Raw genomic sequence first — 23,659 nt, 5'->3', positions numbered from 1 at the left:
GGACACATGACCACTGCGAGAACGGATGTCGCACTGGCCCTGCACGAGGCCGCCGAGGCGAACGGATTCAGCGGGGTGATCCGCGTCGACCGTCCCGGCGAAGAACCGTTCGCCCGCGGGTACGGGCTCGCGGACCGCGCCCACGGCCTGCCGATGGCGGCGGAGAGCCGGTGCGGCGTCGCCAGCATCGCGAAGGGTTTCACCGCGGTCACGATCGGAGCGCTCGTCGATGACGGGACGCTCGCGCTCGACGGCCTGGTGAGGCCCTTCCTCGGCGACGATCTCCCGCTCGTCGACGACACCGTCACGGTCGAGCACCTGCTGTCCCACACGTCGGGCATCGGCGACTACATCGACGAGTCGAGCGGTTCGATCACCGACTACGTGATCGACCGCCCCCTGCATGAGCTCGACAACACCGAGGCGTTCGTGCCGGTGCTCGACGGCCGGCCGCAGGTGAGCGCGCCGGGCTCGCGATTCGCCTACTGCAACAGCGGTTTCGTGCTGCTGGCGCTGGTGGCGGAGCGCGCGTCGAAGACGCCGTTCCACGAGCTCGTCCAGGAGCGCGTCTTCGCTCCCGCCGGGATGGCGTCGAGCGGATATCCCCGCACCGACGACATGCCGGGGGATCTCGCTCTCGGGTACCTGGGCGACACCGACGACCGCACGAACGTGCTCCATCTGCCGGTGCGCGGGAGCGGAGACGGCGGCGCGGCCACGACGGCCGCCGATCTGCACGCGTTCTGGACGGCGCTGTTCGATCACCGGATCGTGAGCGCGCAGATGCTGGCCGTGCTCACCGAACCGCTGAACGAGGTCGAGGACGAGAACATGCGCTACGCGCGGGGCTTCTGGCGCGGATGGGAATCGGGCACCGTGATCCTCGAGGGGTACGACGCCGGAGTCTCGGCGCGCACCTGGCACGACCCCGAATCGGGCGTGACGGGAACCGTCATCGCGAACGCCTCGGACGGCGCCTGGCCGGTCCTGGAGGCCGTCGACTGGCCCTGAGAGTGGTTGCCCTGCGCGCCGTGATCGCGTGCGTCCCGCGGGCTCGGCGACCTCGAGGTCGCCGAGCCCGCCGGACGTCTCAGGCCCGAGCGGCGTCGAGCTCGATGACCGACCACGACAGCGGCGGCAGCGTCGCGCGCACGGCGCCGTCGACGACCTCGGCAGCCCCGAGCGGCACCATGTGCACGCTGTCGGGCGTGGTCTCGAGGTTCGACGTGTGGCGGTCGCCACCCTCGGGGATGGTCAGGGTCTCGGCGGTCACCACGCGCAGGTCGCCGAGTCCGTGCAGGTCGATCGTCAGATCGCTCGACTCGTCGAGTGAGCGGTTCGCGACGAACACGACCACACGACCGGTCGCCTCGTCCCAGGTCGCCGCCGCGTCGACAGCGTCGACCCCGCCGTAGCGCTTCGTCTCGATCTGCGGAGCCGACACCGCGAGGCGCAGGATGCGGCCCTTCGCGAGCCGCGCCATCCGCTCGAACGGCCAGAAGCTCGTCTGCCGCCAGGCCGGACCGTTCTCCTCCGAGCGGATCGGGGCGATCACGTTCACGAGCTGCGCCTGGTTGGCGATCTTCACTCGGTCGCCGTGGCGCAGCAGGCTGTTCAGCAGCGTGCCGACCACGACGGCATCCGTCACCGAGTAGGTGTCTTCGATGAGTCGCGGATGCTGGCGCCACCCGGCCTTCTCGATCTCCTTGGCCTCGACGTCGTTGTACTTCACCTGGTCCCACACGTTCCACTCGTCGAACGAGATGTCGACCTGCTTCGTGTGCTTGCCGGACGCCTTGACCGCGTCGATCGTGGCGATGACGCCCTCGATGAACGCATCCATGTCGACGGACTCGGCGAGGAACGACTCGGCGTCGCCGTCGTGCTCCTGGTAGTACGCGTGCATCGAGATGAAGTCGACCTCGTCGTAGGCGTGCGTGAGCACCGTGTGCTCCCAGGTGCCGAACGTCGGCATCGTCCGCCCCGACGACCCGACCGCGACCAGCTCGATCGAGGGGTCGACCAGGCGCATCGCCTTGGCGGACTCCTGGGCGAGCCGCCCGTATTCGGTCGCGGTCTTGCCGCCGATCTGCCAGGGGCCGTCGAGCTCGTTGCCCAGGCACCACAGCTTGATGTCGAAGGGCTGCTCGGCGCCGTTCTTGCGGCGCAGGTCCGACCAGTACGTGCCGCCGGGGTGGTTCGCGTACTCGACGAGTGCGCGCGCCTCCTCGACGCCGCGGGTGCCGAGGTTGACGGCCTCCATCACCTCGACGTCCGCCTCTTTCGCCCAGTCCATGAACTCGTGCAGGCCGAAGGCGTTGGTCTCGATCGTGTGCCAGGCGCCGTCGATGCGCACCGGGCGGTCCTCGACCGGGCCGACCCCGTCTTCCCAGCGGTAGCCCGAGACGAAGTTGCCGCCGGGGTAGCGGACCACGGTGGGTCCCATCTCCTTCACCAGCGCCAACACGTCCTGACGGAAGCCGCGTTCGTCGGCCTGCGGGTGCCCCGGCTCGTAGATGCCGGTGTAGACGCAGCGCCCCATGTGCTCGACGAACGACCCGAAGAGCCTCCGGGGGACGTCGGCGATCGTGAAGTCGCGGTCGATGGTGATGCGGGCCTGAGACATTGCTCTCCTAGATTTCTGGCTCTCGAGCCGGGTGGGGGACTACTGACCGCCGAAGCCGCTTGTCGCGACTCCCTTGACGATCTGCTTCTGGAAGATCATGAACACGATGATGAGCGGCAGCGCCGCGAGCACGGCCTGCGCCATGACCTGGGCGTACTGCACGCCGTAGGCGCTGATCACGGTCTGCAGTCCGACCGGCAGCGTCATCAGGGTGGTGTCGTTGATGACGAGGAACGGCCAGAGGAAGTTGTTCCACGCGCTGATGAACACGAAGATCGCGACCGAGGCCATGATCGGTCGGGAGAGCGGCAGCACGATCGACCAGAAGATCCGGAATCGGCCGGCGCCGTCGACCCGTGCCGCGTCTTCCAGCTCGATCGGGATGGCGTCGAAGAACCGCTTGAGGATGAACACCATCGCCGGGGCCACGACCTGCGGCAGGATCAGACCCCAGTAGGTGTCGACCATGTTGAACGCGAGCATCTCGTAGAACAGGGGGATGATCAGCACCTGCGGCGGCACGACGATCGAGGCGATGATCACCACGAACAGCCACTTGCGGCCGGTGAAGTCCAGGCGCGAGAAGGCGTAGGCCGCGAGTGCCGAGATCGCCAGGGTGATGACGGTGATCGCCACGGAGGTGAGCAGGCTGTTCAGCGCCCAGGTGTAGACGTTGCCCTGCGAGAGGATCGCGGTGAACGCCTCGATGGTGGGTCCGCTCGCGCCGATCCAGCCGGGGTCGCCGGATGCGGCATCCGTCTCGGTCTTGAACGCGGTCGCGACCGCCCAGAGGAACGGCAGCAGCCAGCCGATGGCGAGCAGCAGCAGCACGACGAACGCGGTGATGCGGAGGGGCCCGAACGGCTTCTGGCCGGGCAGGTGCGAGCGCCGGGGGCGACGCGACGACGCCGTCGTGATCGTCTCGGTTGCGGTGGGGGCGAGGGGGGATGTGGTGGCGGTGGACATCAGAACTGCTCCTTCCGTCGGCGCGTGATCAGGGCCTGCGCGACGCCGAGGATGACGATGAGAGCGAAGAAGACGTAGGAGATGGCGGCCGAGTAGCCGAACCGGTAGCTGACGAAGCCGGCCTCGTAGATGTACTGCACGATCGAGCGGGTGGTGTCGCTCGCGACCCCGCCGAGCATCTGGTACGCCTGGTCGAACAGCTTGAGCGAGGCGAGGATCTGCAGGATCAGGATGAGCACCGTCGCCGGTCCCAGCTGCGGGAGCGTGATGGACCAGAACTGGCGCCAGGCGCCGGCGCCGTCGAGGGAGGCGGCCTCATACTGCTGCGGCGGGATGTTCTGCATGGCCGCGAGGTAGAGCAGGAAGTTGAAGCCGACCGTCCACCACACGGTCGCGATCACGATCGACAGCATGTTGGTCTCGGGGTTCTGCAACCACGCGAGCGGCTCGAGACCGAAGAACTCGAGGATGTTGTTGGCGGCACCGACCTGGGGGTTGAAGATCCAGACCCAGATCTGCGAGATCACGGTGGAGGCGAGCAGGAACGGCATGAAGAACGACAGACGCCAGAGCCACTGACCGGGGATGCCACGGTCGACGAGGGCCGCCATCGCGAGGGCGATCACGACGAGGGGCACCGTGGAGAGCAGCGTGAACCAGACGGTGTTGCCCATCGACTGCCACATCTTCGGGTCGACGAACGCCTCCGCGTAGTTGGCGAATCCGATGAACGAGCCGCCGGCCCCGGTGAGGGACTGGTCGGTGAAGCTGAGGATGAGCCCGTGGATGATCGGCCAGGCGAGGAACAGCGCGAAGGCCACGAGGAACGGTGCGAGGAAGACCCAGCTGATGAGCTGCTCGCGGTTGCGGGAGCCGGCGCGGCGTCCGCGCGGGGTGGTGCGGGACCCGGTGACGATCGTGCGGGTGGAGTCGGTGGCGGTGGTCATGATCCGAACGTCCCTTCGGGGTCTGCCGGGTTCGGCTGTCGGAGCAGGGTGTTCACCCGTGCCTCGAAGCGGTCGATCGCGGCCGCCGGGTCGTCGCCCGAGAGCAGCACGTTCTGCACGGCGGCGCCGAACTCGGCCTGGAAGTTGGAGCCCGAGCCGGTGAACCACGCGGTCGGGTCGTACACGACGTGCTGCGCTGCCTCGGCGTAGTTCGCCTGCGGGATGAGGTCGGCGTACTCGGGGGATTCGGTCACGGGGAGGAAAGCGGGGATGTGGCCGGCCTCGGCCCAGCCGAAGGAGTTCTTCAGCATGTCGGCGACGAACTCGTAGGTGAGATCGCGCCGCACGGGGTCGGCACTGGACTGGTGCGGGAGGACGAAGGAGTGCGAGTCGGCGTAGACAGCCGGGGTGCCGTAGAGCGTCGGGATCATGGTCGCGTCGAACGGGATGCCGGCGGCCTGCATGGTGCGCAGCTCCCAGACTCCGGTGAAGAGCATGCCGCTCTTGCCGGTCGCGAACTCGGCGACGGCGCTGCCGTAGTCGTTCTGGGCGGCCGCGATCTCGCCGTCGAGCAGTGTCTGCATGAGGGTGAGGGATTCGATCGCGACGTCTTTGTCGATCACGGCCGGGCCGCCGGCGGGCAGTTCCATGGCGCCGCCGTGCTGCGCGTAGAAGGTGTAGAACAGGCGCCACATCTGCGCGCCGTCGCCGAGGTAGCCGTACGAGAGGGCGTGTCCGGAGGCGGTGCCGCTCACGGCGCGCAGCTGGTCGAGGAACTCCTCGGGCGAGGTCGTCTCCTGCAGCTTTCCGTCGGAGTCGAGGACCCCGGCGGCATCGCACACGTCGGTGTTGAACATCATCACGAAGGGGTGGGCGTCGAGCGCGACGCTGTACATGTCGTCGCCCACGAAGCCCTTCTCCCAGATCGGCTTCGGGAACTTCGAGCTGTCGACGCCGAGCTCGGCGAGACGGTCGAGGTTCCAGGTGTCGAGCAGTCCGCCGGGCGCCCAGCCGACCGTGCGCGTCGCGTGCATGATGGCGACGTCGGGGGCGCGGCCGCCGGCGCCCGCCATCGCGAGCTTCGTGTAATACGGGGTGCCCCAGGCGAGCACGGTCGGGCGGATGCGGAACGCGGACTGCGCGCCGTTGACCTGATCGAGCAGCGACGACATCGTCACGCCGTCACCGCCCGAGAGCAGGTGCCAGAACTGCAGGGTCTGCGGGCCGGAGCCGGGGGTCGTGCCGGGCGCGCAACCGGCGAGCAGCGCCGTGCCGGCGGCGAGTGAGGCGGCGGTGAGGAACTGCCGACGGGACAGATCGAGTGGGGGTGTCATCGTCACTCCTTCGTGACTGTGCGGGGGTCGCCTCATCATTACATCGATGTAATCGACCGCGCAAGCATCAGATCGGGGCCGAGGAGTGGGCGGGTGTCAGGGACGGTAGCCGCGCGGGCGACCCTGCGTGCTCGCGCGCTCCAGCAGGTGATGCGGGAGGGTGAGGGCGCGCGGGGGAGCGGCCCGGTCGTCCATGCGGGACTCGAGCAGACCGAGCGCGGCGATCGCGAACGCCTGCCGATCGAACGCCACCGAGGTCAGAGCCGGCGAGGTGTACCGCGAGAACTCGACGTCGTCGAAGCCGGTCACGATCACGTCGTCCGGCACGCGGATGCCGTTGTCGTGGAGTGTGTGCAGCGCCCCGAGCGCGAGTGAATCCGTGAACGCGACGATCGCGTCGAAGGGCACGCGACGGTCGAGCAGCATGCGCACGGCCTCCGCGCCACCGCCCATCGACCACGGCAGCCGGTTGATCTCGAGAGCAGGATCCCGGGGGATGCCCGCTTCGCGCAGCGCATCGTGCACGCCCTCGAGCCGCAGGCGGCTGGTGGCCGTGGCGATCGACGGATCGTCGTCGGCGCCGACCACCGCGATCCGTGTCGCGCCTCGGGACAGCACATGGCGGGTCGCGTCGGCGGCGGCCTGCCGACTGTCGATGCGCACGTGGTCCGCGCGGTTCTGCTCGACCTCGCCGATCACCACGAGCGGCGGGAGGCGGTCGGCGTACTTCAGCACGCTGTCCTCGAGGCGGATCGGGTTGAGGATCAGGCCGTCCACCAGGTGCGCCCGCGCCCGGGACACCAGCTCCTTCTCGCGCTCGGGCTCGGATGCCGTCTCCTCGATCTGCACGGCGAGACCCCGCTCGTGCGCGGCCTCGACGATGCGGTGCACGAGCTCGGCGGAGAATGCGGTGGCGAGGTCGGGGAGGGCGACGGCGATGATCCCGGAGCGTCCCTTGCGCAGCCCCCGCGCGCTGAGGTTGGGCACGAAGTCGAGCTGCGCCATGGCGGACTCGACCTTCGACCGCGTGCTCTCGTTGACCGGAACCGTGCCGGTGACCACGTTCGAGACGGTCTTCGTCGACACCCCGGCGAGGGCCGCGACATCCTTCATCGTGGCGCGGGGCGGCGGCTGCGCTGTCATCCGGTCAGCCTAGCGTCGAGGCCGGGAGCGGATGGAGTACATCGATGTAGTCGCCGCTGCCCTGGCTATCATGGCGCCATGACCACCGAACGCAACTGGGCAGGCAACCTCACCTACCGGGCCTCGACGATCGCGCACCCCGAGACGGTAGACGAGCTCGGTGCCCTGCTCGGCCAGGGCGGACCGGTGCGCTTCCTCGGATCGCGGCACTGCTTCAACGACATCGCCGACACCGACGGTGTGCTCATCGCGCTCGACCGGCTGCCCGCGGTGTTCGAGGTGAACACGAACCGCACGGCGGTGAAGGTCTCAGGCGCCGCGCGCTACGGCGACATCGCGCCGCTGCTCGAGGCCGAGGGACTCGCGCTCGCCAACCTCGCCTCGCTGCCGCACATCTCGATCGCCGGTGCGATCGCCACCGGGACGCACGGCTCGGGCGACGCGATCGGCTCGCTCGCGAGCGCGGTCCGCGGCCTGACGATCCTCACGCCGTCGGGCGAGACGCGCACGCTCGAGCGCGGCGACGCCGACTTCGACGGTGCGGTCGTGAGTCTCGGCGCGCTCGGCGCCGTGCTCGACGTGACGCTCGACGTCGAGCCGACGTACGAGGTCGCCCAGCACGTGTTCGAGCGGCCGGACTGGGATGCCGTGCTCGCCGACTTCGACGACGTGACTTCGATCGGCACCAGCGTGAGTCTGTTCTCGACCTGGGAGCGCACCGACTTCGTCGACCAGATCTGGGTCAAGCAGCGGCAGCCCGAGGCGCGCGAGGCCGCGCGGGAGTCGCTGTTCGAGAAGCTCGGCGCGGTGCCGGCGGTGAGCAAGCGGCATCCGATCCTCGGCGTCGACCCGGTCGCGTGCACCGAGCAGCTCGGGGTGTCCGGTCCCTGGTTCGAGCGGCTGGCGCACTTCAAGCTCGAGTTCACGCCGTCGGCCGGCGCCGAGATCCAGAGCGAGTACCTCGTGCCCCGTGCGGATGCGGTCGCCGCGATCCAGGCCGTGCGCACGCTCGCCGGGCAGATCGCGCCACTGCTGCTCGTGAACGAGATCCGCACCGTGCGCGCGGACGACCTGTGGCTCAGCTCGTCGCACGGGACGGATGCCGTCGGCCTGCACTTCACCTGGAAGCCCGACGAGGCCGCGGTTCGTGCGCTGCTCCCGACGATCGAGGCCGCGCTGCCCGAGACCGCCCGCCCGCACTGGGGCAAGGTGTTCACGCTCGACGGTGCCGAGACGCGCTCGCGGTACTCGCGGTGGGACGACTTCGCCGCGCTCGCCGCCCGCTACGACCCGGAGCGCCGTCTGGTGAACCCGTACCTGGAGCGCCTCGGACTGTAGCCGAGGCCGCGGTCGGAATCCCGGATCGGCGACCAATCGGGGAAGAAGTCTTGTGTTCCGGAATCTGTTACCGGTAACATCAAGCCCGTGGTGATCATCACACACGGCCCGCCGGGCCCGCCGGACTTGCTCTGCGCGCGGCTCCGGCTTCTCAACGAGGAGAGTGCATGAACAGCGTCGCCGGTCCCCATCTCTGCCGACACGTGCATCGCGCTGCACGCCGTCGCCCGGCGCGCGGATCCCGGCAGAGGCAGCCCCGACAGCCGCGCTGAGCGCACCCGGAGGACGCCGGTCCTCCCCGAGTGCAGACGTCGTGCGACGCGACGCACCCCCACTCGCGGAGCGGCGTGCGCGGTGTCCGGTGCGCCCGCGGCGGTGCGCCCTGAACCCATCGACCCCATAAGGGGACCGAAGTCCGTCTCGTGGCGATCCACCGCGTCGGGCGTTCGGTCGCAACCACTTTCGCCTGAGGTCACCATCCTCGACGGCCTCCTCCCGTGAGGGGGCCGCCATCGGAGCGCGCCCGCGCGCCCTCGAGCGAACCGATCCACAAGGAGAACACCAGTGAAATCACGTCCCAGATCCACCGATCGGCACCGCAGCCGATCCGTATCGCGCCCCGCAGCGCTGCTGGGGGTCGCCGCCCTCATCGCCTCGTCGGTGACCGCCGTGGGGCTGCCGGTGGCGGCCTTCGCCGCGCCGACGGACATCATCGAGAACGGCACCTTCGAGAGCGGGGTGTCGGGATGGACCGCTCCCCTGGGCGGCACGCTGAGTACGAGCACGGATGCTCGCACCGGTGCGAAGGCCCTCGCGATCGGTGATCGTTCCAGCTTCCAGTCCGGTCCCACCGCCACGGTGACCGGCCTGCTGAAGACCGATCAGTCCTATGACCTCTCGCTCTCGCTGAAGTTCGATGCCGGCCGTGCCACCCAGAACTTCAACGTGGTGCTGTGCACCTCGACGCGAAGCCGCTGCGACGTCGTGGCCTCCACCACGGCGACGGCGGGCGAGTGGTCCACGGTCGAGAAGACGTTCACGCCGCTGTCGGCCGACTACGACATCATGTTCGTCGAGACGCCCTGGAGCACCGACGTGCAGTCGTTCGTGATCGACGACGTCTCGCTGAAGACCGACGACGGGGCCCCCGCGGTCACCGAGCCGCCGGCGGTGCCGGGCAACCTCCTGCCGGACGGTCGGTTCGTCTCCGACCTGACGGGCTGGACCAACACCCGCGGCGGCACGCTGAGCCTCAGCGACGACGCAGCGAGCGGCGCGCACTCCCTGAAGGTCACCGGCCGGGAGAACACCCAGTCCGGTCCGTTCGCGAGCGTCGCGGACAAGATCGAGCTCGGCGCCTCCTACCGGCTCACCGGCACGCTCAAGTACGACGAGGGCAACGCCACCCAGCAGTTCAACTTCACGTTCTGCCCCACGAACTTCAACGGCTGCGCCGACTACGGGCACACCTTCACGAAGGGTGAATGGGGCACGTTCTCGCAGGAGTTCACGGCAGAGGCCAAACACGTCGCCGCGGGCTGGTTGTTCGTGGAGACTCCGTGGGGTTCCGAGGCCCTGCAGGACTTCTCGGTCGACGAGCTCTCGCTCGTCAAGATCGCGGATGCTCCGGAGGTCCCCGCCTTCACCAGCCTGGAGAAGGTGCAGACCAAGCCGATCGGCGACCACAACCCGCTCGTCGGGCACAAGTTCGGCGCCGACCCGCACCACCTCGTCTACAACGGTCGTCTCTACATCTACTCGACCGATGACACCCAGCAGTACGACCTGAACAGCAAGGACGAGAACGGTCTGCCGACGCAGTCGAACGGCTACGGCGGCATCACCCGGCTCAACGTGATGTCCACGACCGACATGGTCAACTGGGTCGATCACGGCGCGGTGCCGATCGCTCGCGAAGGCGGTGCCGCCCCGTGGGCGCGCAACTCCTGGGCTCCGGCCGCGATCGAGAAGGACGGCAAGGTCTACCTCTACTTCTGCGACAGCGGAACCGGCACGGCAGTCGTCGTCGGCGGCTCGCCCCTGGGTCCCTGGAAAGACCCGCTGGGCAAGAAGATCATCCCCGACACGGTGTCGCGCGATTACATCGCCGAAGGCGGGTTCCCCGCAGGCATGTGGCTCTTCGACCCGGAGGTCTTCATCGACGACGACGGACAGGGCTACCTGTATTTCGGCGGCAACTCGCAGATCGGCACCTCGCCGAACGTGCAGGGCCCGCAGAACCCGAAGTCGACCCGTGTCGTGAAGCTGCAGGATGACATGGTCACCCTCGACGGCGACCCGGTCGAGATCGACGCCCCCGGCATGTTCGAAGCCTCGAGCATGTTCAAGCGCGACGGCAAGTACTACTACTCGTACTCGTCGAACTTCCAGGTGAACGAGGCGCCGGGGCTGTACCCGTCGCGCGGTGCGATCGCCTACATGATGACCGACGACCCGATGAAGCTCGGCTCCTCGGAGTACGCGGGGGTGGCGTTCCAGAACCAGGGCACGTTCTTCGGAGCGGGCAACGGTGGCAACAACCACTCCGATATGTTCACCTACAAGGGCGAGACCTACTTCACCTACCACGCGCAGACGCGCGGGGCGGCGTGGGCGGCAGCGCTCGGCACCCCCGGTGCGACGCAGGGTTACCGCTCGGTGCACATCGACAAGCTCGAGTTCAACGACGACGGCACCATCAAGCCGATCGTCGGAACCAAGGCCGGCGTCGCCCAGGTCGAGAGCTTCGACCCGTACCGCACCTTCGAGGCGGAGACCCTGGCCTGGCAGCTGGGCGTCACTACGACCAAGACGGATGCTGCCTCGGTCGAGTTCCCCGAGCACAACGGTTCGGGAAACATGGTGCTCTCGGGCGTCGATGACGGGGACTTCTCCGGCATCTCCGGTGTCGACTTCGGCTCCGGCGCACAGAAGGTGTCCGCGAAGGTGAAGCCGCTGGTCGCCGGCAGCAGCATCCAGGTGCGTCTGGACGACGTCGACGGCCCGGTCGTGGCGGAGATCCCCGTCGACGGCACGGTCGGAGAATGGACCACGGTCGAGGCCGAGGTCACCGGTGCCACGGGCGAGCACGACGTGTTCTTCGTCTTCGCCGGTGCCGAGGGCGCGGATGCCGAGACCGACCTGTTCGAGGTCGACAACTGGGCGTTCACCGCGATCGACGACAGCCCCGGCGCCGAGCTGAGCGCGCAGCTGTCGGTCTCGACGGTCGCCGCGGGCGTTAAGGTCACCGTGACCGCCACCGGCGTGACGGCCGACGAGGTCGAGATCGGTATCGAGAGCACCTACCGTGCGCTCGCGACCGCGACGACGGCGGATGGCCGGATCGAGGCGACGGTGACGGTCCCCGCCGACACGACGGCGGGTGCGCACCACATCGTGCTGCGTGACGGTGAGACGGAGCTCGCGCGGCTGCCGCTCACGGTCACCAGGGTGAGCACGGGCGGCGGCACCGACGGCGGTACTGACGGCGGCACCGACGGTGGTCCCTCCACCGGTGGGGGAACCGGAGGTACAGACGGCTCCCTCGCGAACACCGGTGGCGATGCGAGTGCGTCGCTGACGGCGGCGTGGATCGGTGCGCTGCTGCTGGCGCTCGGATCCGCGTTCTGGATGCTGCGTCGTCGAGGCCGTTCGGTCATGGAGACCGAGACGGAATGAGGTGAGGTCGCCGCCTCCGGGCGGTGACCGGCCTCTCCCGGCCCGCCTCGTCCTGCTGCCCCCGCAGCAGGACGGGGCGGGCTTTCGCGCACTATCGTTGTACCGTTCGCGGTCATCGTGCGAGGGGGGCTTCATGACCACCGATTCCGCATCTGCCGCCGGGGCTCGCAAGCCGAGCATCTATGACGTGGCGGAGCGTGCGGGAGTCTCGCACATGACGGTGTCGCGCGTGCTCAACGGTCACCCGAACATCCGCGCGTCCACCCGAGACAAGGTGATGACCGCGATCGACGAGATGCACTTCACCCGCAGCTCGATAGCGCGCGCCCTCGCGACCAACAGGGCGATGCGGATCGGCGTGATCGTCGACAACCCGGGCTTCTACGGACCGAGCAGTGTCCTGCGGGCGATCGAGGTCGCCGCCCGGCAGAGCGGCTACGCCGTGAGCAGCTTCTCGGTGGGTGATGCCGACGGTCGCCGGGTCGATGCGGGTGTCGTCGAACTCGTCACTCAGGGCGTCGACGCTCTGTGCGTGATCGCGCCGCGCGCCTCTTCGCTCGATCTGTTGCGCCGGCAGGCGATCGCGGTGCCCACCCTGGTCGTCAAGGAAGAGCCCGACGGGCAGATGCACACGGCATCGGTCGACCAGCGAGCAGGGGCGACGGCGGCGGTGCGTCATCTGATCGACCTCGGGCATCGCACGATCCTGCATATCGCCGGCCCGCCCGACTGGTTCGATGCGAAGGCGCGGACCGAGGCCTGGCAGGCGGCGCTCGAGGCGGAGGGATTGCCGGTCGTGCCACCGCTCATCGGCGATTGGTCCTCCGATTCCGGATACGCCTTCGGCCGCGAGCTCGAGCTCGGAGAGGCGACGGCGGTGTTCGTCGCCAACGACCAGATGGCGCTCGGGCTCATGCACGGGCTGGCGGAGCGCGGCATCCGCGTGCCGGAGGACGTGAGCGTGGTCGGGTTCGACGACGTGCCGGACGCGCGGCACTACCAGCCTCCGCTGACCACGGTGCGTCAGCACTTCGCGCTGCTGGGCGAGGTCGTCATCGGCGAGCTGCTCGCCGCGATCGAGGGCGAGCAGATCGAGGCGCGCGAGCTGATCCAGCCCGAACTCCGCGTCCGCGCCTCGACCGCCGCGCCGCGGGGCTGACCTCCCGGCGCGCACCGGAGCGCGCGCGTCAGACGAGCGGGCCTCGCCGACGTGCGCGGTGGGGTCCGGTGCGCCGCACCGCTCGATTGCACGGCTGAGGCTGTTCTCGGTAACATCTCTGCAGGCGGGACCGACGGAGGTGCTCATGGCCAGCCTCGGCTCCGACAAACCCGGTCTCCGCCACGTGGCGGATCTCGCCGGCGTCTCGCACATGACCGTGTCTCGGGTGCTCAACGACCATCCGAACATCAAGCCGGACACTCGTCGGCGCGTGCTCGAGGCGATCGAAGAGCTCGACTATCGGCCGAACATGGTGGCCAGGGCGCTCGCGACCCAGCGCACGCACCGTATCGGGGTGATCATCGAAAGTGCCGTGTCGTTCGGGCCCACCAGCATCCTCCGCGCCGTCGAGATGGCCGCGCGCACCTCGGGCTACTCGGTCAGCGCCGTCGCCCTGCATGAGGGTGACACCCTGTCGCCGCAGGATGCGGTCGACAACCTCACCACCCAGGGTGTCGACGCGTTGTGTGTGATCGCTCCCCGGTCGTCGTCGGTCGCGGCGCTCCGGCGCATCTCGCTGAACGTGCCCATGCTCGTCGTCAAGGCGGATGCCGATCCCACCTTCCTCACGGTGTCGGTCGATCAGCACGCGGGCACCTCGCTGGTGGTCGATCACCTGGTCGCCCTCGGGCATCGTGACATCCTCCACATCGCGGGTCCTCTCGACTGGCTCGACGCCAGAGCCCGGGAACGCGCATTCCACACCAGGGCCAAGTCCTGGGGCATCCGCGAGCGTCCGATCGTGGTGGGCGACTGGACCGCCGACTTCACCTACGACTTCGCGAAAGGACTCACCCGGCTGCCGGACTACACGGCTGTGTTCGTCGCGAACGACGACATGGCGATCGGTCTCATCCACGGCCTGCACGACCGGGGATTCGAGGTTCCGAAGGACCTCAGCGTGGTCGGCTTCGACGATGTGCCGCTCGCCCGCCACTTCCTGCCGCCGCTGACGACGGTCAGACAGGACTTCGCCGCTCTCGGCGCCGCCGTCGTCGAGATGCTCCGCGCGGCTCTCGAAGAGCGCGAGCTGCCGCAGCTGACCCGCATCCCGACCGAACTCGTCGCCCGCGGCTCCAGCGCCGCTCCCCGGCTGGTGCGCTGATGGCACCGCACGCTCACACCCCGATCGTCGAACTCACCGGCATCCGCGTCGAGTTCTCCGATGTCGTCGCGCTCGACGACATCGACTTCCGGCTGTTCCCCGGCGAGGTGCACGCGCTGATGGGCGAGAACGGCGCCGGCAAGTCGACGCTGATCGGCGTGATCACCGGAACGCGCACCCCGGTCGCCGGAACCGTCGTCGTGGCGGGGGAGGAGCGCCGGTTCTCGGGCGTCGCCGATGCGAGGGCGGCCGGCATAGCGACGGTGTTCCAGGAGGGTCAGCTCGGTCCGACACTGAGCGTGGCGGAGAACGTCATGCTCGGACGCGAACGACGCGGACGCTTCGGTATCGATTGGAAGCGCACGAGGGCGGACGCTGCGGACGCGCTGTCTCGACTCGGTCTGGACGATATGGATCCGCGGACGCCGATGACGATGCTGTCGCCCGCCCAGAAGCAGCTGGTCGCGCTCGCACGCTCGATGGTCGACGATCCGCGGATCCTCGTCCTCGACGAGCCGACGTCGAGCCTGGACCGTGCCGAGGTCGATCTGCTGATGCGGGTGATCAGAGGGCTGCGCGACCGCGGAGTCGCGATCCTGTTCGTCTCGCATTTCCTCGAGCAGGCCTTCTCGATCAGCGACCGGATGACGGTGCTGCGCGGCGGGCGTCGGATCGCCGAGACCCCTACGCGCGAGCTCGAGCGCGCCGACCTCATCTCGCAGATGCTGGGCAAGGACCTCGAGGCGCTGCGCGCGCTTGGTTCCGAGCGCAAGGCGCATCACTATGCAGCCGACGGAGAACCTGCGCTGCGGGCGACGGGTGTCGGTCGCCGCGGGGAACTGGACCCGACCGACATCGACGTGTATCGGGGAGAGATCGTCGGGCTCGCGGGACTTCGCGGTTCCGGGCGCACCGAGCTGGCCTCGCTGCTGGGCGGGTCGGTCCGTGCGGACAGCGGTCAGCTCAGGGTCGACGGCGAACGCGTGCAGCTGCGGAGTCCCTCGGCTGCGCTCAAGAGCCGTATCGCGATGTCGGTCGAGAACAGGAGAACGGACGGCATCATCGCCGACCTCAGTGCGCGCGAGAACATCGTGCTCTCCCTGCAGGCGCTGCGGGGATGGACGAGACCGTTGTCGCCGTCGGAGATCGCGGCGCTCGCCGAAACGTACATCGAGACGCTGCACCTCGACCCTGCGGATCTCGGGAGACCCGCAGGTCACCTCTCCGGGGGCACGCAGCAGAAGCTGCTGCTGGCGCGCGCGCTGGCGACCAGACCGCACGTGCTGATCCTCGACGAGCCCACCCGCGGCATCGACATCGCGGCGAAGCTCGACATCCAGCGACGGATCAGCCAGCTCGCCGGGGATGGGGTCGGAGTGGTCTTCATCTCTTCTGAGCTCGAGGAGGTCGTGCGCCTCAGCGACCGGATCGTCGTGCTCAAAGACCGCGACAAGATCGGCGAGCTCAGCAACGGCCCCGCGGTGACGGTCGACAGCGTCGTGGAGCTGATCGCCGCAGAACTGGATCCGCTGGACGACTGAGATGTGTCCGGTAACAACGAATTCATCACGAACCGTCCCCGAATCATCAGAAGCGCTTGTGTTCCGAAAATTGTTCCCGGTAACATGAACCGCGCGACGCCCTCCAGGTGTCCCGTCATCACATCCGGACCGGCACGGTCCACCCCCGGGAAACGACCCGGAATCTCGAGGAGGAGATCAAATGTCTGCAATGAAGCGCACTCGTACAGTTCTGGGGCTCGTCGCCGTCGGCGCGCTCGCGCTCGGCCTGGCCGCATGCTCGAGCGGAGGAAACGACGACGCCGGTGACTCCGGCGACTCGGGCGAGCTCACTACTGTCGGCTTCGTCGCCGTCGGCCCCGAGGGTGCATGGCGCCAGGCGAACGAGAGCAACATCCAGGACACGTTCACGAAAGAGGCCGGGTACAACCTGAAGTACGCGCCCGCCACGAACCTCGACCAGAAGTCGCAGATCGACGCGTTCACGTCGTTCGTCGACGAGGACGTCGACGTGATCCTCCTGTCGGCGACCGAGGCCAGCGGCTGGGAGGACTCCCTCAAGCTCGCCCAGGAGGCAGAGATCCCGGTGATCCTGCTCGACCGCGGTATCGAGCCCGATGACACGAGCATGTACGTCACCCGCATCGCTCCCGACAACATCGAGGTCGCCAAGGAGGTCGGGACCTGGGCCGCGGCCGAGTTCCCCGACGGCGGCAACTACGTCGTCCTCGAGGGTCCCGCCGGTGTCGGCGTCGTGAACGAGCGCAACCAGGGCTTCGACGAGGGCCTCGAGGGCTCCACGCTGAAGAAGGTCGACGCGCAGACGGCCAACTGGTCGGCCGAAGAGGGCAAGAGCGTCTTCGAGACCATGCTCAAGGCCAACAACAACGACATCCAGTTCGTCTTCGCCCAGAACGACGAGATGGGTCTCGGCGCAGCCCAGGCCGCAGAGGAAGCCGGTCTGGTCATCGGCACCGACGTGAAGATCGCCACGATCGACGGCACCAAGAACGCGATGCAGGCGCTCGCCGACGGTCAGCTCAGCTACGTGCACGAGTACAACCCGCTGTTCGGTGAGACCGCACTCGAGGTCGTCGAGAAGGCTCTCGCCGGCGACTCGGTCGAGTCCTACATCATCGTTCCGAGCGAGGCATTCGACTCGGCGGATGCGGCCAAGGCCGTTCTGGCGGACCGCAAGTACTGAGCATCACCCCGTGATCTCGGGGGCGGCGCCGACCGTGCCGCCCCCGAGACCGGATAGACGGAGAGACAACGATGAACGAAGAACTGCCCATCGTCGAGATGCGCGGGATCACCATCGAATTCCCCGGAGTGAAGGCGCTCGACGGAGTCGACTTCCGCCTCTTCCAGGGTGAGGTGCACGCTCTCATGGGCGAGAACGGCGCGGGCAAGTCGACGCTGATCAAAGCCCTCACCGGTGTCTACCGCATCGACTCCGGATCGATCGTCGTCGCCGGTCAGGAGCGCAGCTTCGGCGGCACGAGCGACGCGCAGGCCGCCGGGATCTCGACCGTCTACCAGGAGGTGAACCTCGCCCCCAACCTCAGCATCGGTGAGAACGTCATGCTCGGGCACGAGGTGCGCGGAGTCCTCGGCGTCAACTGGCGAGCCACGCATCGCGCCGCCACCGAGGCGCTCGCCCGGCTCGGCCTGGACCACCTCGACACCCACCAGCCACTCTCGACGCTCTCGATCGCGATGCAGCAGCTCGTCGCGATCAGCCGGGCCATGGCGATCAAGGCCAAGGTCCTCATCCTCGACGAGCCGACTTCCAGCCTCGACGCGGCAGAGGTCGAAGGTCTCTTCACCGTGATGCGCACCCTGCGCGACCAGGGCGTCGCGATCCTCTTCGTCTCGCACTTCCTCGATCAGATCTATGCGATCAGCGACCGTCTCACCGTCCTACGCAACGGGAAGTACGAGGGGGAGTACCTCACCCGTGATCTCGACAGGCATGCCCTCATCTCCCGGATGATCGGCAAGGACCTCGACACGCTGAAGTCGCTCGGCGGCAACCGTCGCACCACCCCGCGCGACGCCGACGAGGCGACCTTCCTCTCGGCATCCGGCATCTCCCGTGCCGGCGCCGTGCACGCCACCGACCTCGACATCCGGCCAGGAGAGGTCGTCGGCTTCGCCGGACTCCTCGGCTCCGGGCGCACCGAGCTCGCGCGTCTGCTCTACGGTGCGGACCGCAGCGAGTCCGGCCAGATCACCGTCAAGGGGCGCAAGGTCGACCTCTCGTCGCCGTCCGCCGCCCTCGCACAGCGCATCGCGTTCTCGACCGAGAACCGTCGGGACGAGGGCATCATCGGCGATCTCACGATCCGCGAGAACATGATCCTCGCCGTCCAGGCCAAGCGCGGCTGGGCGCGGCCGATGCCGCGCAAGGAGCAGGACGCGATCGTCGACAAGTACATCGCGGCCCTCAACGTGCGCCCCGCCGATCCGGAACGGATGATCAAGAACCTCTCGGGCGGCAATCAGCAGAAAGTGCTCCTCGGACGCTGGCTCGCGACGGAGCCGGAGCTGCTGATCCTGGATGAGCCCACCCGAGGTATCGATGTCGGTGCGAAAGCCGAGATCCAGGAGGCCGTCGCGGAACTCGCCGACCAGGGGGTCGCCGTGGTCTTCGTCTCGTCCGAGCTCGAAGAGGTCGTGCGCCTCTCCGAGCGGATCGTCGTCCTGAAGGACCACAGCAAGATCGGTGAGATCCTGAACGGCCCCGATGTGACCGCGCAGGAGATCGTCGACGTGATCGCCGCCCACGGAGTGGAGGCCGCGGCCACCACTCTCGAGGAGGAACTCGACGCGATCGAGGTCGCCCATGTCGCACCGGTCGCCGCTTCCGATGTGCAACCCGAAACCCTCGAGGGGGAGACCCGATGAGCGCATCCGCTCGTGCGTCCGTGTGGCGCGAACTGATCCGCAAGCCGTTCTTCTGGGGGATCGTCGCGATCGTCGCGCTGCTCGCCCTGAACGTGCTCAAGGATCCGACCTATCTCGCGATCTCGATCAACCCGAACAACGGCAACCTCGTCGGCAACCTGGTCGACATCCTCCGCCAGGCGGCACCCATCATGATGATCGCGATCGGCATGTCACTCGTGATCGCGACCGGCGGCATCGACCTCTCGGTCGGCTCGCTGATGGCTGTCGCCGGAGCCGTGTCGATGGAGTTCCTCGCCGCAGCCGGCGATTCCGGATCGGTCGGTGTCGCCCTCGCCGCCGTCGGTCTCGCGCTGCTCGTCACCGCCATCCTCGGCGCGGTGAACGGCATCCTCGTCGCCTACGTCGGCCTCCAACCCTTCATCGCCACACTCGTGCTGATGCTCGCCGGGCGGGGTATCGCCAAGGTCATCACCGGAGGCCAGAACACGGCTGCGTCGAGCGATCCGTTCCGCTGGATCGCGAACGGCTTCGTCATCGGCATCCCCGTGGTGTTCATCCTCGCCGTGGCGATCGTCCTGGTCGTCGCGTGGGTGGTGCGCCGCAGCGCCCTCGGCCTCATGATCGAGGCGATCGGCATCAACCCGAAGGCGAGCCGGATGGCCGGAATCAAGCCGAAGGGGCTGCTGCTGACGACCTACGTGCTCAGCGGCATCCTCGCGGGCATCGCCGGGGTGATGTCGGTCGGCAGCGTCATGACGGTCGACATCTCCCGCACCGGCTACCAGCTCGAGCTGGACGCGATCCTCGCCGTCGTCATCGGCGGTGCCTCGCTCGCCGGTGGCAAGTTCTCGCTCAGCGGCGCCTTCGTCGGTGCTCTCCTGATCGCGACCCTCGACAAGACCGTGCTGTTCCTCGGCGTCTCGTCGTCGGCCACCCCGGCGTTCAAGGCGATCGTGATCGTCGCCATCTGCCTGCTGCAGTCCGAGCGGGTGCGCAGCTGGTTCCAACGTCGCAAGAAGGCGCAGACGCCCTCACCGCGAGTCGAGATCGTGAAGGAGGCTGCAGTATGAGCGTCATCGCCGCCGCACCAGTCCAGAGTGCCGGCCCGAGTCTCGTCGATCGGATCCGCCGACAGCTCACGTCGAATCCGTCGGTCGTCCCGACCATCGCCTCGGTGATCATCTTCGTCGGCATGATCGTCTACGGCGAGATCGCCTACGGGAAGATCGTCCAGGCGAGCACGCTGTCGAACCTGCTCATCAACAACGCGCACCTCATCGTGCTCGCGGTCGCTCTCACCTTCGTCATCCTCACGGGCGGCATCGACCTGTCGGTCGGCTCGGTCATCGCGGTCTCGTCGGTCGCGGGGGTCATGCTCTCGAACGCCGGGTGGAATCCGTTCGTCGTGATCGTGCTCATGATCGGCATCGGCGGGCTCTTCGGCCTCGTCTCCGGCGTGCTGATCCGGTACTTCAACGTGCAGCCGTTCATCGCGACTCTCGCCATGATGTTCCTCGGACGCGGCCTCGCCTCCCTGCTGAGCACCAAGCCGGAGCAGCTCCCGGCGGATTCGCCGATCCGCCTGATCGCCGAGAAGATCAAGATCATCGACGGACCGAAGGTGAACGACCTCGTCATCACCCCGGCGGTGATCATCGCGATCGTCGTCGTGCTCGTCGCCTTCTTCGTGCTTCACCGCACCCGCACAGGGCGCACCGTCTACGCGATCGGCGGATCCGAGAACTCCGCGCTGCTGATGGGTCTCCCCGTGGCGCGGACCAAAGTTCTCGTCTACGTGATCAGCGGATCGCTCGCCGGCCTCGCCGCCGTGCTCTACACCGCCCGGCTCGGCACCGCCCAGAACATCACCGGCATCGGCTGGGAGCTCGACGCGATCGCGGCGGCCGTGATCGGCGGAACCGTGCTGACCGGGGCCTACGGCTACGTGCTCGGCTCGGTCGTCGGAGCGCTGGTGCTCGGTCTCATGACCGTGCTCATCACGCGCGACGGCGGCATCCCGCCGGAGATGACGACCATCATCACCGGCGGCATCCTGTTGGTCTTCGTGCTGCTGCAGCGGGCGGTCACCCGGAAACGGGAGTAGCCCCGGGGGTCAGGCCGTCGGGATCCAGACCCGCATCGTCGACGGACCGCGCTGCGCCCAGTCGTGATACGGGACGAGCAGGGCCTCCGCGACCTCGCCGGAGGCGCGGTTCCGCAACGGCATCCGCACCTGACCTCCGGACTCGACGGGCTCGCCGGCGACCACCGCGTCGACCACATCGGCGCCGAAGTCGAGAGACTCCAGAGCCAGCACCTCGGGGCCGCGCTCGACCACGACCGAGCCGCGCACGGCGTCGACGCGAGGATCGGGGCTCGTCGTGCGCGCCAGGAGAGGCAGCGTCAGCTCGACGAAATCACCGGCGCGGAAGGCGCGGCGCACTTCGACCGTGCCGGGAGTGGCCGGATGCTGCGCGCTCTCGCCGTCGGCGTCGACCCGCACCGTCGCGCCCTCTGCCCACGCCGGCACCCGCAGGGTGAGCGTGAACTCGGCGTCTTCCGCGATCGTCACCCGGATGCCGCCGTCGACCGGGTATCCGGTCGCGATGTCGAGCGCGATCACGCGTCCGTCGGGCAGCGCCGTCCGCACGGATGCCGGCGCGTACTGATGCAGCTGCACGCCCTCGTCGTCGGCCGTCGCGACATAGGCCGCGAGGCTCGCGAAGGTGCGCGCCACGTTGGGCGGGCAGCAGGAGACCTCGAACCACGGCGCCCGCAGTGACGAGGAAGCACGCTTGGACGTTCCCTCCGGATCGGCAGGTACCCCCGGAACACGCTGGTGCAGGGTGTTCGCGTAGTAGAACGCCCGACCGTCCGGCGCGGGAGACGTCGCGACGACGTTGAAGAGGGTCCGCTCGATGAGGTCGGCGTGACGGGTGTCGCCGGTCGCGAGCAGCAGCCGCCACGAGAACATGATCGACCCGACTCCGGCACACGTCTCGGAGTAGGCGCGATCCGAAGGCAGCTCCCAGTCGGCGCCGAACGCCTCGTCCTGGTGGTGCGATCCCTGACCGCCGGTCACATAGGTGCGGCGCTTGACCGTGCGGTCCCACTGCCCGCGCAACGCGTCGAGCAGTCTGTCGTCGGAGAGCTCGATCGCGACGTCGGTGGCGCCGGAGGCCAGGTAGTTCGCGCGCACGGCGTGCCCGCGCAGCGCCTCGGCCGCGCGCACCGGCACGTCGTCCTGGAAGTACTCCTGGCCCCATTCGATCTCGGCGAGCGACCCGCGGCCGTGCCGTTCGACGAACAGGGCCGCCTGGTCGATGAAGCGCTGTTCCCCGAGCGCCCGTCCCAGCTCGGCGAGTCCGACCTCGACCTCGGCGTGACCGCAGATCGCGTCGCGGCCGTCGGCGCCGAACTCGCCGCAGACGAGCTCGGCCGCGCGTCGGGCGACCGCGACGAGTCCGTCGTCGGCATCCGGCCGGGTGCGGTGCCGAGCGACCGCCGCCTGGAAGAGGTGTCCGAGGCAGTACAGCTCGTGGCCCCACTCCAGATCCGACCAGCGCTCGCCCTGCCCCGGGCGCCCGAACTGCGTGTTCAGATAGCCGTCGGTCTCCTGCGCGGCAGCCACCCGCGAGACCACGGCGCGGAAACGCTGCTCGAGCGGGGCATCGGTCGCGGCATCCGTCCGTCCGATCTCCCAGGCGAGGGCCTCGAGGTACTTGTAGATCTCGGAATCCGCGAACTCCCGCCCGCGGCGCCCCTCGGGCAGTGTGCCCGCGGCGGCGAGATCGAAGTTAGGCAGCCAGCCCTCCGACTCCAGGCGCGATTCGATGTGGTCGAGGGTCGCCGTGCCGTTGACGGCCTGGCGTTCGCCCCAGAATCCGCCCGTGATGCGCACGTCGTCGAGGCCGAGGGGGCGCAGGCGCCCGCGCGTGGGAACCACCGGAGCAGCCGGTGCAGTGGTGTCGAACATCGTCATCCCTTGAAGGCGCCGGACATGAAGCCGCGCACGTAGTGTCGTTGGAGGATCAGGAACAGCACGATGCAGGGGAGCGCCAGCACGACGACTCCCGCCTCGGTGGCGCCGTAGTCGACGACACCCTGCACCTGCCCGCGGAGGTTCGCGACCGCGAGCGGCAGTGTCATGCGGTTCGAGTCGTTGATGAGGATCAGCGGCGCCATGAAGTCGTTCCATGCCGTGAGGAACGCGAACAGCCCGACGGTGACGAGTCCGGGCTTGACCGCCGGGAGCAGCACCCGCCACAGGGCGCCCCAGCTGGAGCATCCGTCGACCATCGCCGCCTCGTCCATCTCGCGCGGGATCGATTCGAACGAGATGCGCATCATGAACATCGAGAACGGCAGCTGGAACATGGTGATCACGAGGGCCACCCCGACCAGCGAGTTCTGCAGGCCGACCGCGTTGAGGATCACGTACAGCGGGATGAGCAGGGTCGCGTACGGCACCATCAGGATCGCGAGGGTCAGCAGGAACAGCGCGTTCTTACCCGGGAACGAGAACCGGGCGAAGGCGTAGCCGCCGAGCAGCGAGATGAACAGGGTCAGGGCGACCGTGAGCACCGAGACGAACAGCGAGTTGCCGAGGTAGACCCAGATGCCCGCCTGGTACTCGCCGAGGGCGGCATAGTTGCCGAACCCCCAGCCGTCGGTCTGGCTCGTGCCCGCCATCGGGCTGACCGACGAGACGCCGGTCCAGATGAGCGGGTAGAGGAAGATCACCGCGAGGGCGGTCGTGAACACCCAGTACGGGATGCCGAAGACGATGCGGGCCGCTGTGGAGCGGTATCGGGGCGCTGTCGGCTGGTGGTCCGGCGCGACGATGGTGCGGGTCAGTGTCTGAGACATG

Annotated in this window: 17 protein-coding genes; 10 read left to right on the top strand and 7 right to left on the bottom strand. The window is 68.4% G+C overall.

The annotated features are described in order from the left end of the window. The first annotated feature begins 6 nt into the window (after positions 1–6). Positions 7–1,011 carry a serine hydrolase domain-containing protein gene (locus tag BQ2383_RS07830; protein WP_091032113.1) on the top strand — a complete coding sequence of 335 codons (1,005 nt, stop codon included), beginning with the start codon at positions 7–9 and terminating at the stop codon, positions 1,009–1,011. Positions 1,012–1,090: 79 nt separating this feature from the next. Here the strand turns inward: BQ2383_RS07830 and BQ2383_RS07825 are convergent, their stop codons facing one another. The 5 genes from BQ2383_RS07825 to BQ2383_RS07805 form a co-directional block, all read right to left on the bottom strand. Then, entirely contained in the window at positions 1,091–2,626 is a 1,536-nt protein-coding gene (locus tag BQ2383_RS07825; RefSeq protein WP_091032110.1) for an alpha-N-arabinofuranosidase, read from the bottom strand. 39 nt (positions 2,627–2,665) lie between these two features. Further along, positions 2,666–3,592, bottom strand: a complete 927-nt coding sequence (locus BQ2383_RS07820) for a carbohydrate ABC transporter permease (RefSeq protein ID WP_091032107.1) — start codon at positions 3,590–3,592, stop codon at positions 2,666–2,668. Beyond that, positions 3,592–4,539, bottom strand: a complete 948-nt coding sequence (locus BQ2383_RS07815; RefSeq protein WP_091032104.1) for a carbohydrate ABC transporter permease — start codon at positions 4,537–4,539, stop codon at positions 3,592–3,594. Before BQ2383_RS07815 ends, BQ2383_RS07820 begins: the two co-directional genes overlap by 1 nt. Continuing rightward, the gene (locus BQ2383_RS07810; RefSeq protein WP_091032102.1) at positions 4,536–5,873 is read right to left on the bottom strand and encodes an extracellular solute-binding protein; all 1,338 of its coding nucleotides are present in this window, start codon (positions 5,871–5,873) and stop codon (positions 4,536–4,538) included. Before BQ2383_RS07810 ends, BQ2383_RS07815 begins: the two co-directional genes overlap by 4 nt. A 96-nt stretch (positions 5,874–5,969) precedes the next feature. Then, positions 5,970–7,016 carry a LacI family DNA-binding transcriptional regulator gene (locus BQ2383_RS07805; protein WP_091032099.1) on the bottom strand — a complete coding sequence of 349 codons (1,047 nt, stop codon included), beginning with the start codon at positions 7,014–7,016 and terminating at the stop codon, positions 5,970–5,972. A 78-nt stretch (positions 7,017–7,094) separates the two neighbouring features. Between BQ2383_RS07805 and BQ2383_RS07800 the strand changes: the two genes are divergently transcribed. From BQ2383_RS07800 to BQ2383_RS07760, 9 genes are all read left to right on the top strand, one after another. Then, complete coding sequence (locus tag BQ2383_RS07800; protein WP_091032096.1) at positions 7,095–8,354, top strand: D-arabinono-1,4-lactone oxidase; 1,260 nt, start codon at positions 7,095–7,097, stop codon at positions 8,352–8,354. A gap of 564 nt (positions 8,355–8,918) precedes the next feature. Beyond that, positions 8,919–12,032: a carbohydrate binding domain-containing protein gene (locus BQ2383_RS07795; protein WP_244175934.1), complete on the top strand. Its 3,114-nt coding sequence runs from the start codon at positions 8,919–8,921 to the stop codon at positions 12,030–12,032. Positions 12,033–12,165: 133 nt separating this feature from the next. Then, complete coding sequence (locus BQ2383_RS07790) at positions 12,166–13,191, top strand: LacI family DNA-binding transcriptional regulator (RefSeq protein WP_091032094.1); 1,026 nt, start codon at positions 12,166–12,168, stop codon at positions 13,189–13,191. Positions 13,192–13,336: 145 nt separating this feature from the next. Continuing rightward, positions 13,337–14,356 (top strand): LacI family DNA-binding transcriptional regulator, encoded by a 1,020-nt coding sequence (locus tag BQ2383_RS07785; protein WP_091032091.1) that lies wholly within the window; start codon positions 13,337–13,339, stop codon positions 14,354–14,356. Further along, positions 14,356–15,897 carry a sugar ABC transporter ATP-binding protein gene (locus tag BQ2383_RS07780; RefSeq protein ID WP_091032089.1) on the top strand — a complete coding sequence of 514 codons (1,542 nt, stop codon included), beginning with the start codon at positions 14,356–14,358 and terminating at the stop codon, positions 15,895–15,897. The genes BQ2383_RS07785 and BQ2383_RS07780 overlap by 1 nt, the downstream gene beginning before the upstream one ends. A gap of 181 nt (positions 15,898–16,078) precedes the next feature. Beyond that, positions 16,079–17,080 (top strand): substrate-binding domain-containing protein, encoded by a 1,002-nt coding sequence (locus BQ2383_RS07775; RefSeq protein WP_091032086.1) that lies wholly within the window; start codon positions 16,079–16,081, stop codon positions 17,078–17,080. Positions 17,081–17,151: 71 nt separating this feature from the next. Next, positions 17,152–18,786, top strand: a complete 1,635-nt coding sequence (locus tag BQ2383_RS07770; RefSeq protein ID WP_091032083.1) for a sugar ABC transporter ATP-binding protein — start codon at positions 17,152–17,154, stop codon at positions 18,784–18,786. Further along, positions 18,783–19,859 (top strand): ABC transporter permease, encoded by a 1,077-nt coding sequence (locus tag BQ2383_RS07765; protein WP_091032081.1) that lies wholly within the window; start codon positions 18,783–18,785, stop codon positions 19,857–19,859. Before BQ2383_RS07770 ends, BQ2383_RS07765 begins: the two co-directional genes overlap by 4 nt. Further along, positions 19,856–20,893, top strand: coding sequence for an ABC transporter permease (locus BQ2383_RS07760; RefSeq protein WP_091032078.1), 1,038 nt, complete (start codon positions 19,856–19,858; stop codon positions 20,891–20,893). Before BQ2383_RS07765 ends, BQ2383_RS07760 begins: the two co-directional genes overlap by 4 nt. A 9-nt stretch (positions 20,894–20,902) precedes the next feature. Here the strand turns inward: BQ2383_RS07760 and BQ2383_RS07755 are convergent, their stop codons facing one another. Beyond that, on the bottom strand, positions 20,903–22,771 hold the full coding sequence (locus BQ2383_RS07755) for a beta-L-arabinofuranosidase domain-containing protein (protein ID WP_205828688.1): 1,869 nt from the start codon (positions 22,769–22,771) through the stop codon (positions 20,903–20,905). Continuing rightward, positions 22,768–23,658: a carbohydrate ABC transporter permease gene (locus tag BQ2383_RS07750; RefSeq protein ID WP_091032072.1), complete on the bottom strand. Its 891-nt coding sequence runs from the start codon at positions 23,656–23,658 to the stop codon at positions 22,768–22,770. Before BQ2383_RS07750 ends, BQ2383_RS07755 begins: the two co-directional genes overlap by 4 nt. Position 23,659 lies beyond the last annotated feature (1 nt).

The sequence above is a fragment of the Microbacterium oxydans genome, assembly GCF_900095745.1.
Lineage (GTDB): Bacteria > Actinomycetota > Actinomycetes > Actinomycetales > Microbacteriaceae > Microbacterium > Microbacterium oxydans_B.
Note: the sequence above shows the minus strand (reverse complement) of the source record. Positions and strands in the feature narration are given on the sequence as shown.

What these genes read in the sequence shown, in the direction of transcription:
- BQ2383_RS07830 (WP_091032113.1), top strand. Translation starts at nt 7, where the DNA reads ATGACCACTGCGAGAACGGATGTCGCACTGGCCCTGCACGAGGCCGCC.
- BQ2383_RS07825 (WP_091032110.1), bottom strand. Translation starts at nt 2,626, where the DNA reads ATGTCTCAGGCCCGCATCACCATCGACCGCGACTTCACGATCGCCGAC.
- BQ2383_RS07820 (WP_091032107.1), bottom strand. Translation starts at nt 3,592, where the DNA reads ATGTCCACCGCCACCACATCCCCCCTCGCCCCCACCGCAACCGAGACG.
- BQ2383_RS07815 (WP_091032104.1), bottom strand. Translation starts at nt 4,539, where the DNA reads ATGACCACCGCCACCGACTCCACCCGCACGATCGTCACCGGGTCCCGC.
- BQ2383_RS07810 (WP_091032102.1), bottom strand. Translation starts at nt 5,873, where the DNA reads ATGACACCCCCACTCGATCTGTCCCGTCGGCAGTTCCTCACCGCCGCC.
- BQ2383_RS07805 (WP_091032099.1), bottom strand. Translation starts at nt 7,016, where the DNA reads ATGACAGCGCAGCCGCCGCCCCGCGCCACGATGAAGGATGTCGCGGCC.
- BQ2383_RS07800 (WP_091032096.1), top strand. Translation starts at nt 7,095, where the DNA reads ATGACCACCGAACGCAACTGGGCAGGCAACCTCACCTACCGGGCCTCG.
- BQ2383_RS07790 (WP_091032094.1), top strand. Translation starts at nt 12,166, where the DNA reads ATGACCACCGATTCCGCATCTGCCGCCGGGGCTCGCAAGCCGAGCATC.
- BQ2383_RS07785 (WP_091032091.1), top strand. Translation starts at nt 13,337, where the DNA reads ATGGCCAGCCTCGGCTCCGACAAACCCGGTCTCCGCCACGTGGCGGAT.
- BQ2383_RS07780 (WP_091032089.1), top strand. Translation starts at nt 14,356, where the DNA reads ATGGCACCGCACGCTCACACCCCGATCGTCGAACTCACCGGCATCCGC.
- BQ2383_RS07775 (WP_091032086.1), top strand. Translation starts at nt 16,079, where the DNA reads ATGTCTGCAATGAAGCGCACTCGTACAGTTCTGGGGCTCGTCGCCGTC.
- BQ2383_RS07770 (WP_091032083.1), top strand. Translation starts at nt 17,152, where the DNA reads ATGAACGAAGAACTGCCCATCGTCGAGATGCGCGGGATCACCATCGAA.
- BQ2383_RS07765 (WP_091032081.1), top strand. Translation starts at nt 18,783, where the DNA reads ATGAGCGCATCCGCTCGTGCGTCCGTGTGGCGCGAACTGATCCGCAAG.
- BQ2383_RS07760 (WP_091032078.1), top strand. Translation starts at nt 19,856, where the DNA reads ATGAGCGTCATCGCCGCCGCACCAGTCCAGAGTGCCGGCCCGAGTCTC.
- BQ2383_RS07755 (WP_205828688.1), bottom strand. Translation starts at nt 22,771, where the DNA reads ATGACGATGTTCGACACCACTGCACCGGCTGCTCCGGTGGTTCCCACG.
- BQ2383_RS07750 (WP_091032072.1), bottom strand. Translation starts at nt 23,658, where the DNA reads ATGTCTCAGACACTGACCCGCACCATCGTCGCGCCGGACCACCAGCCG.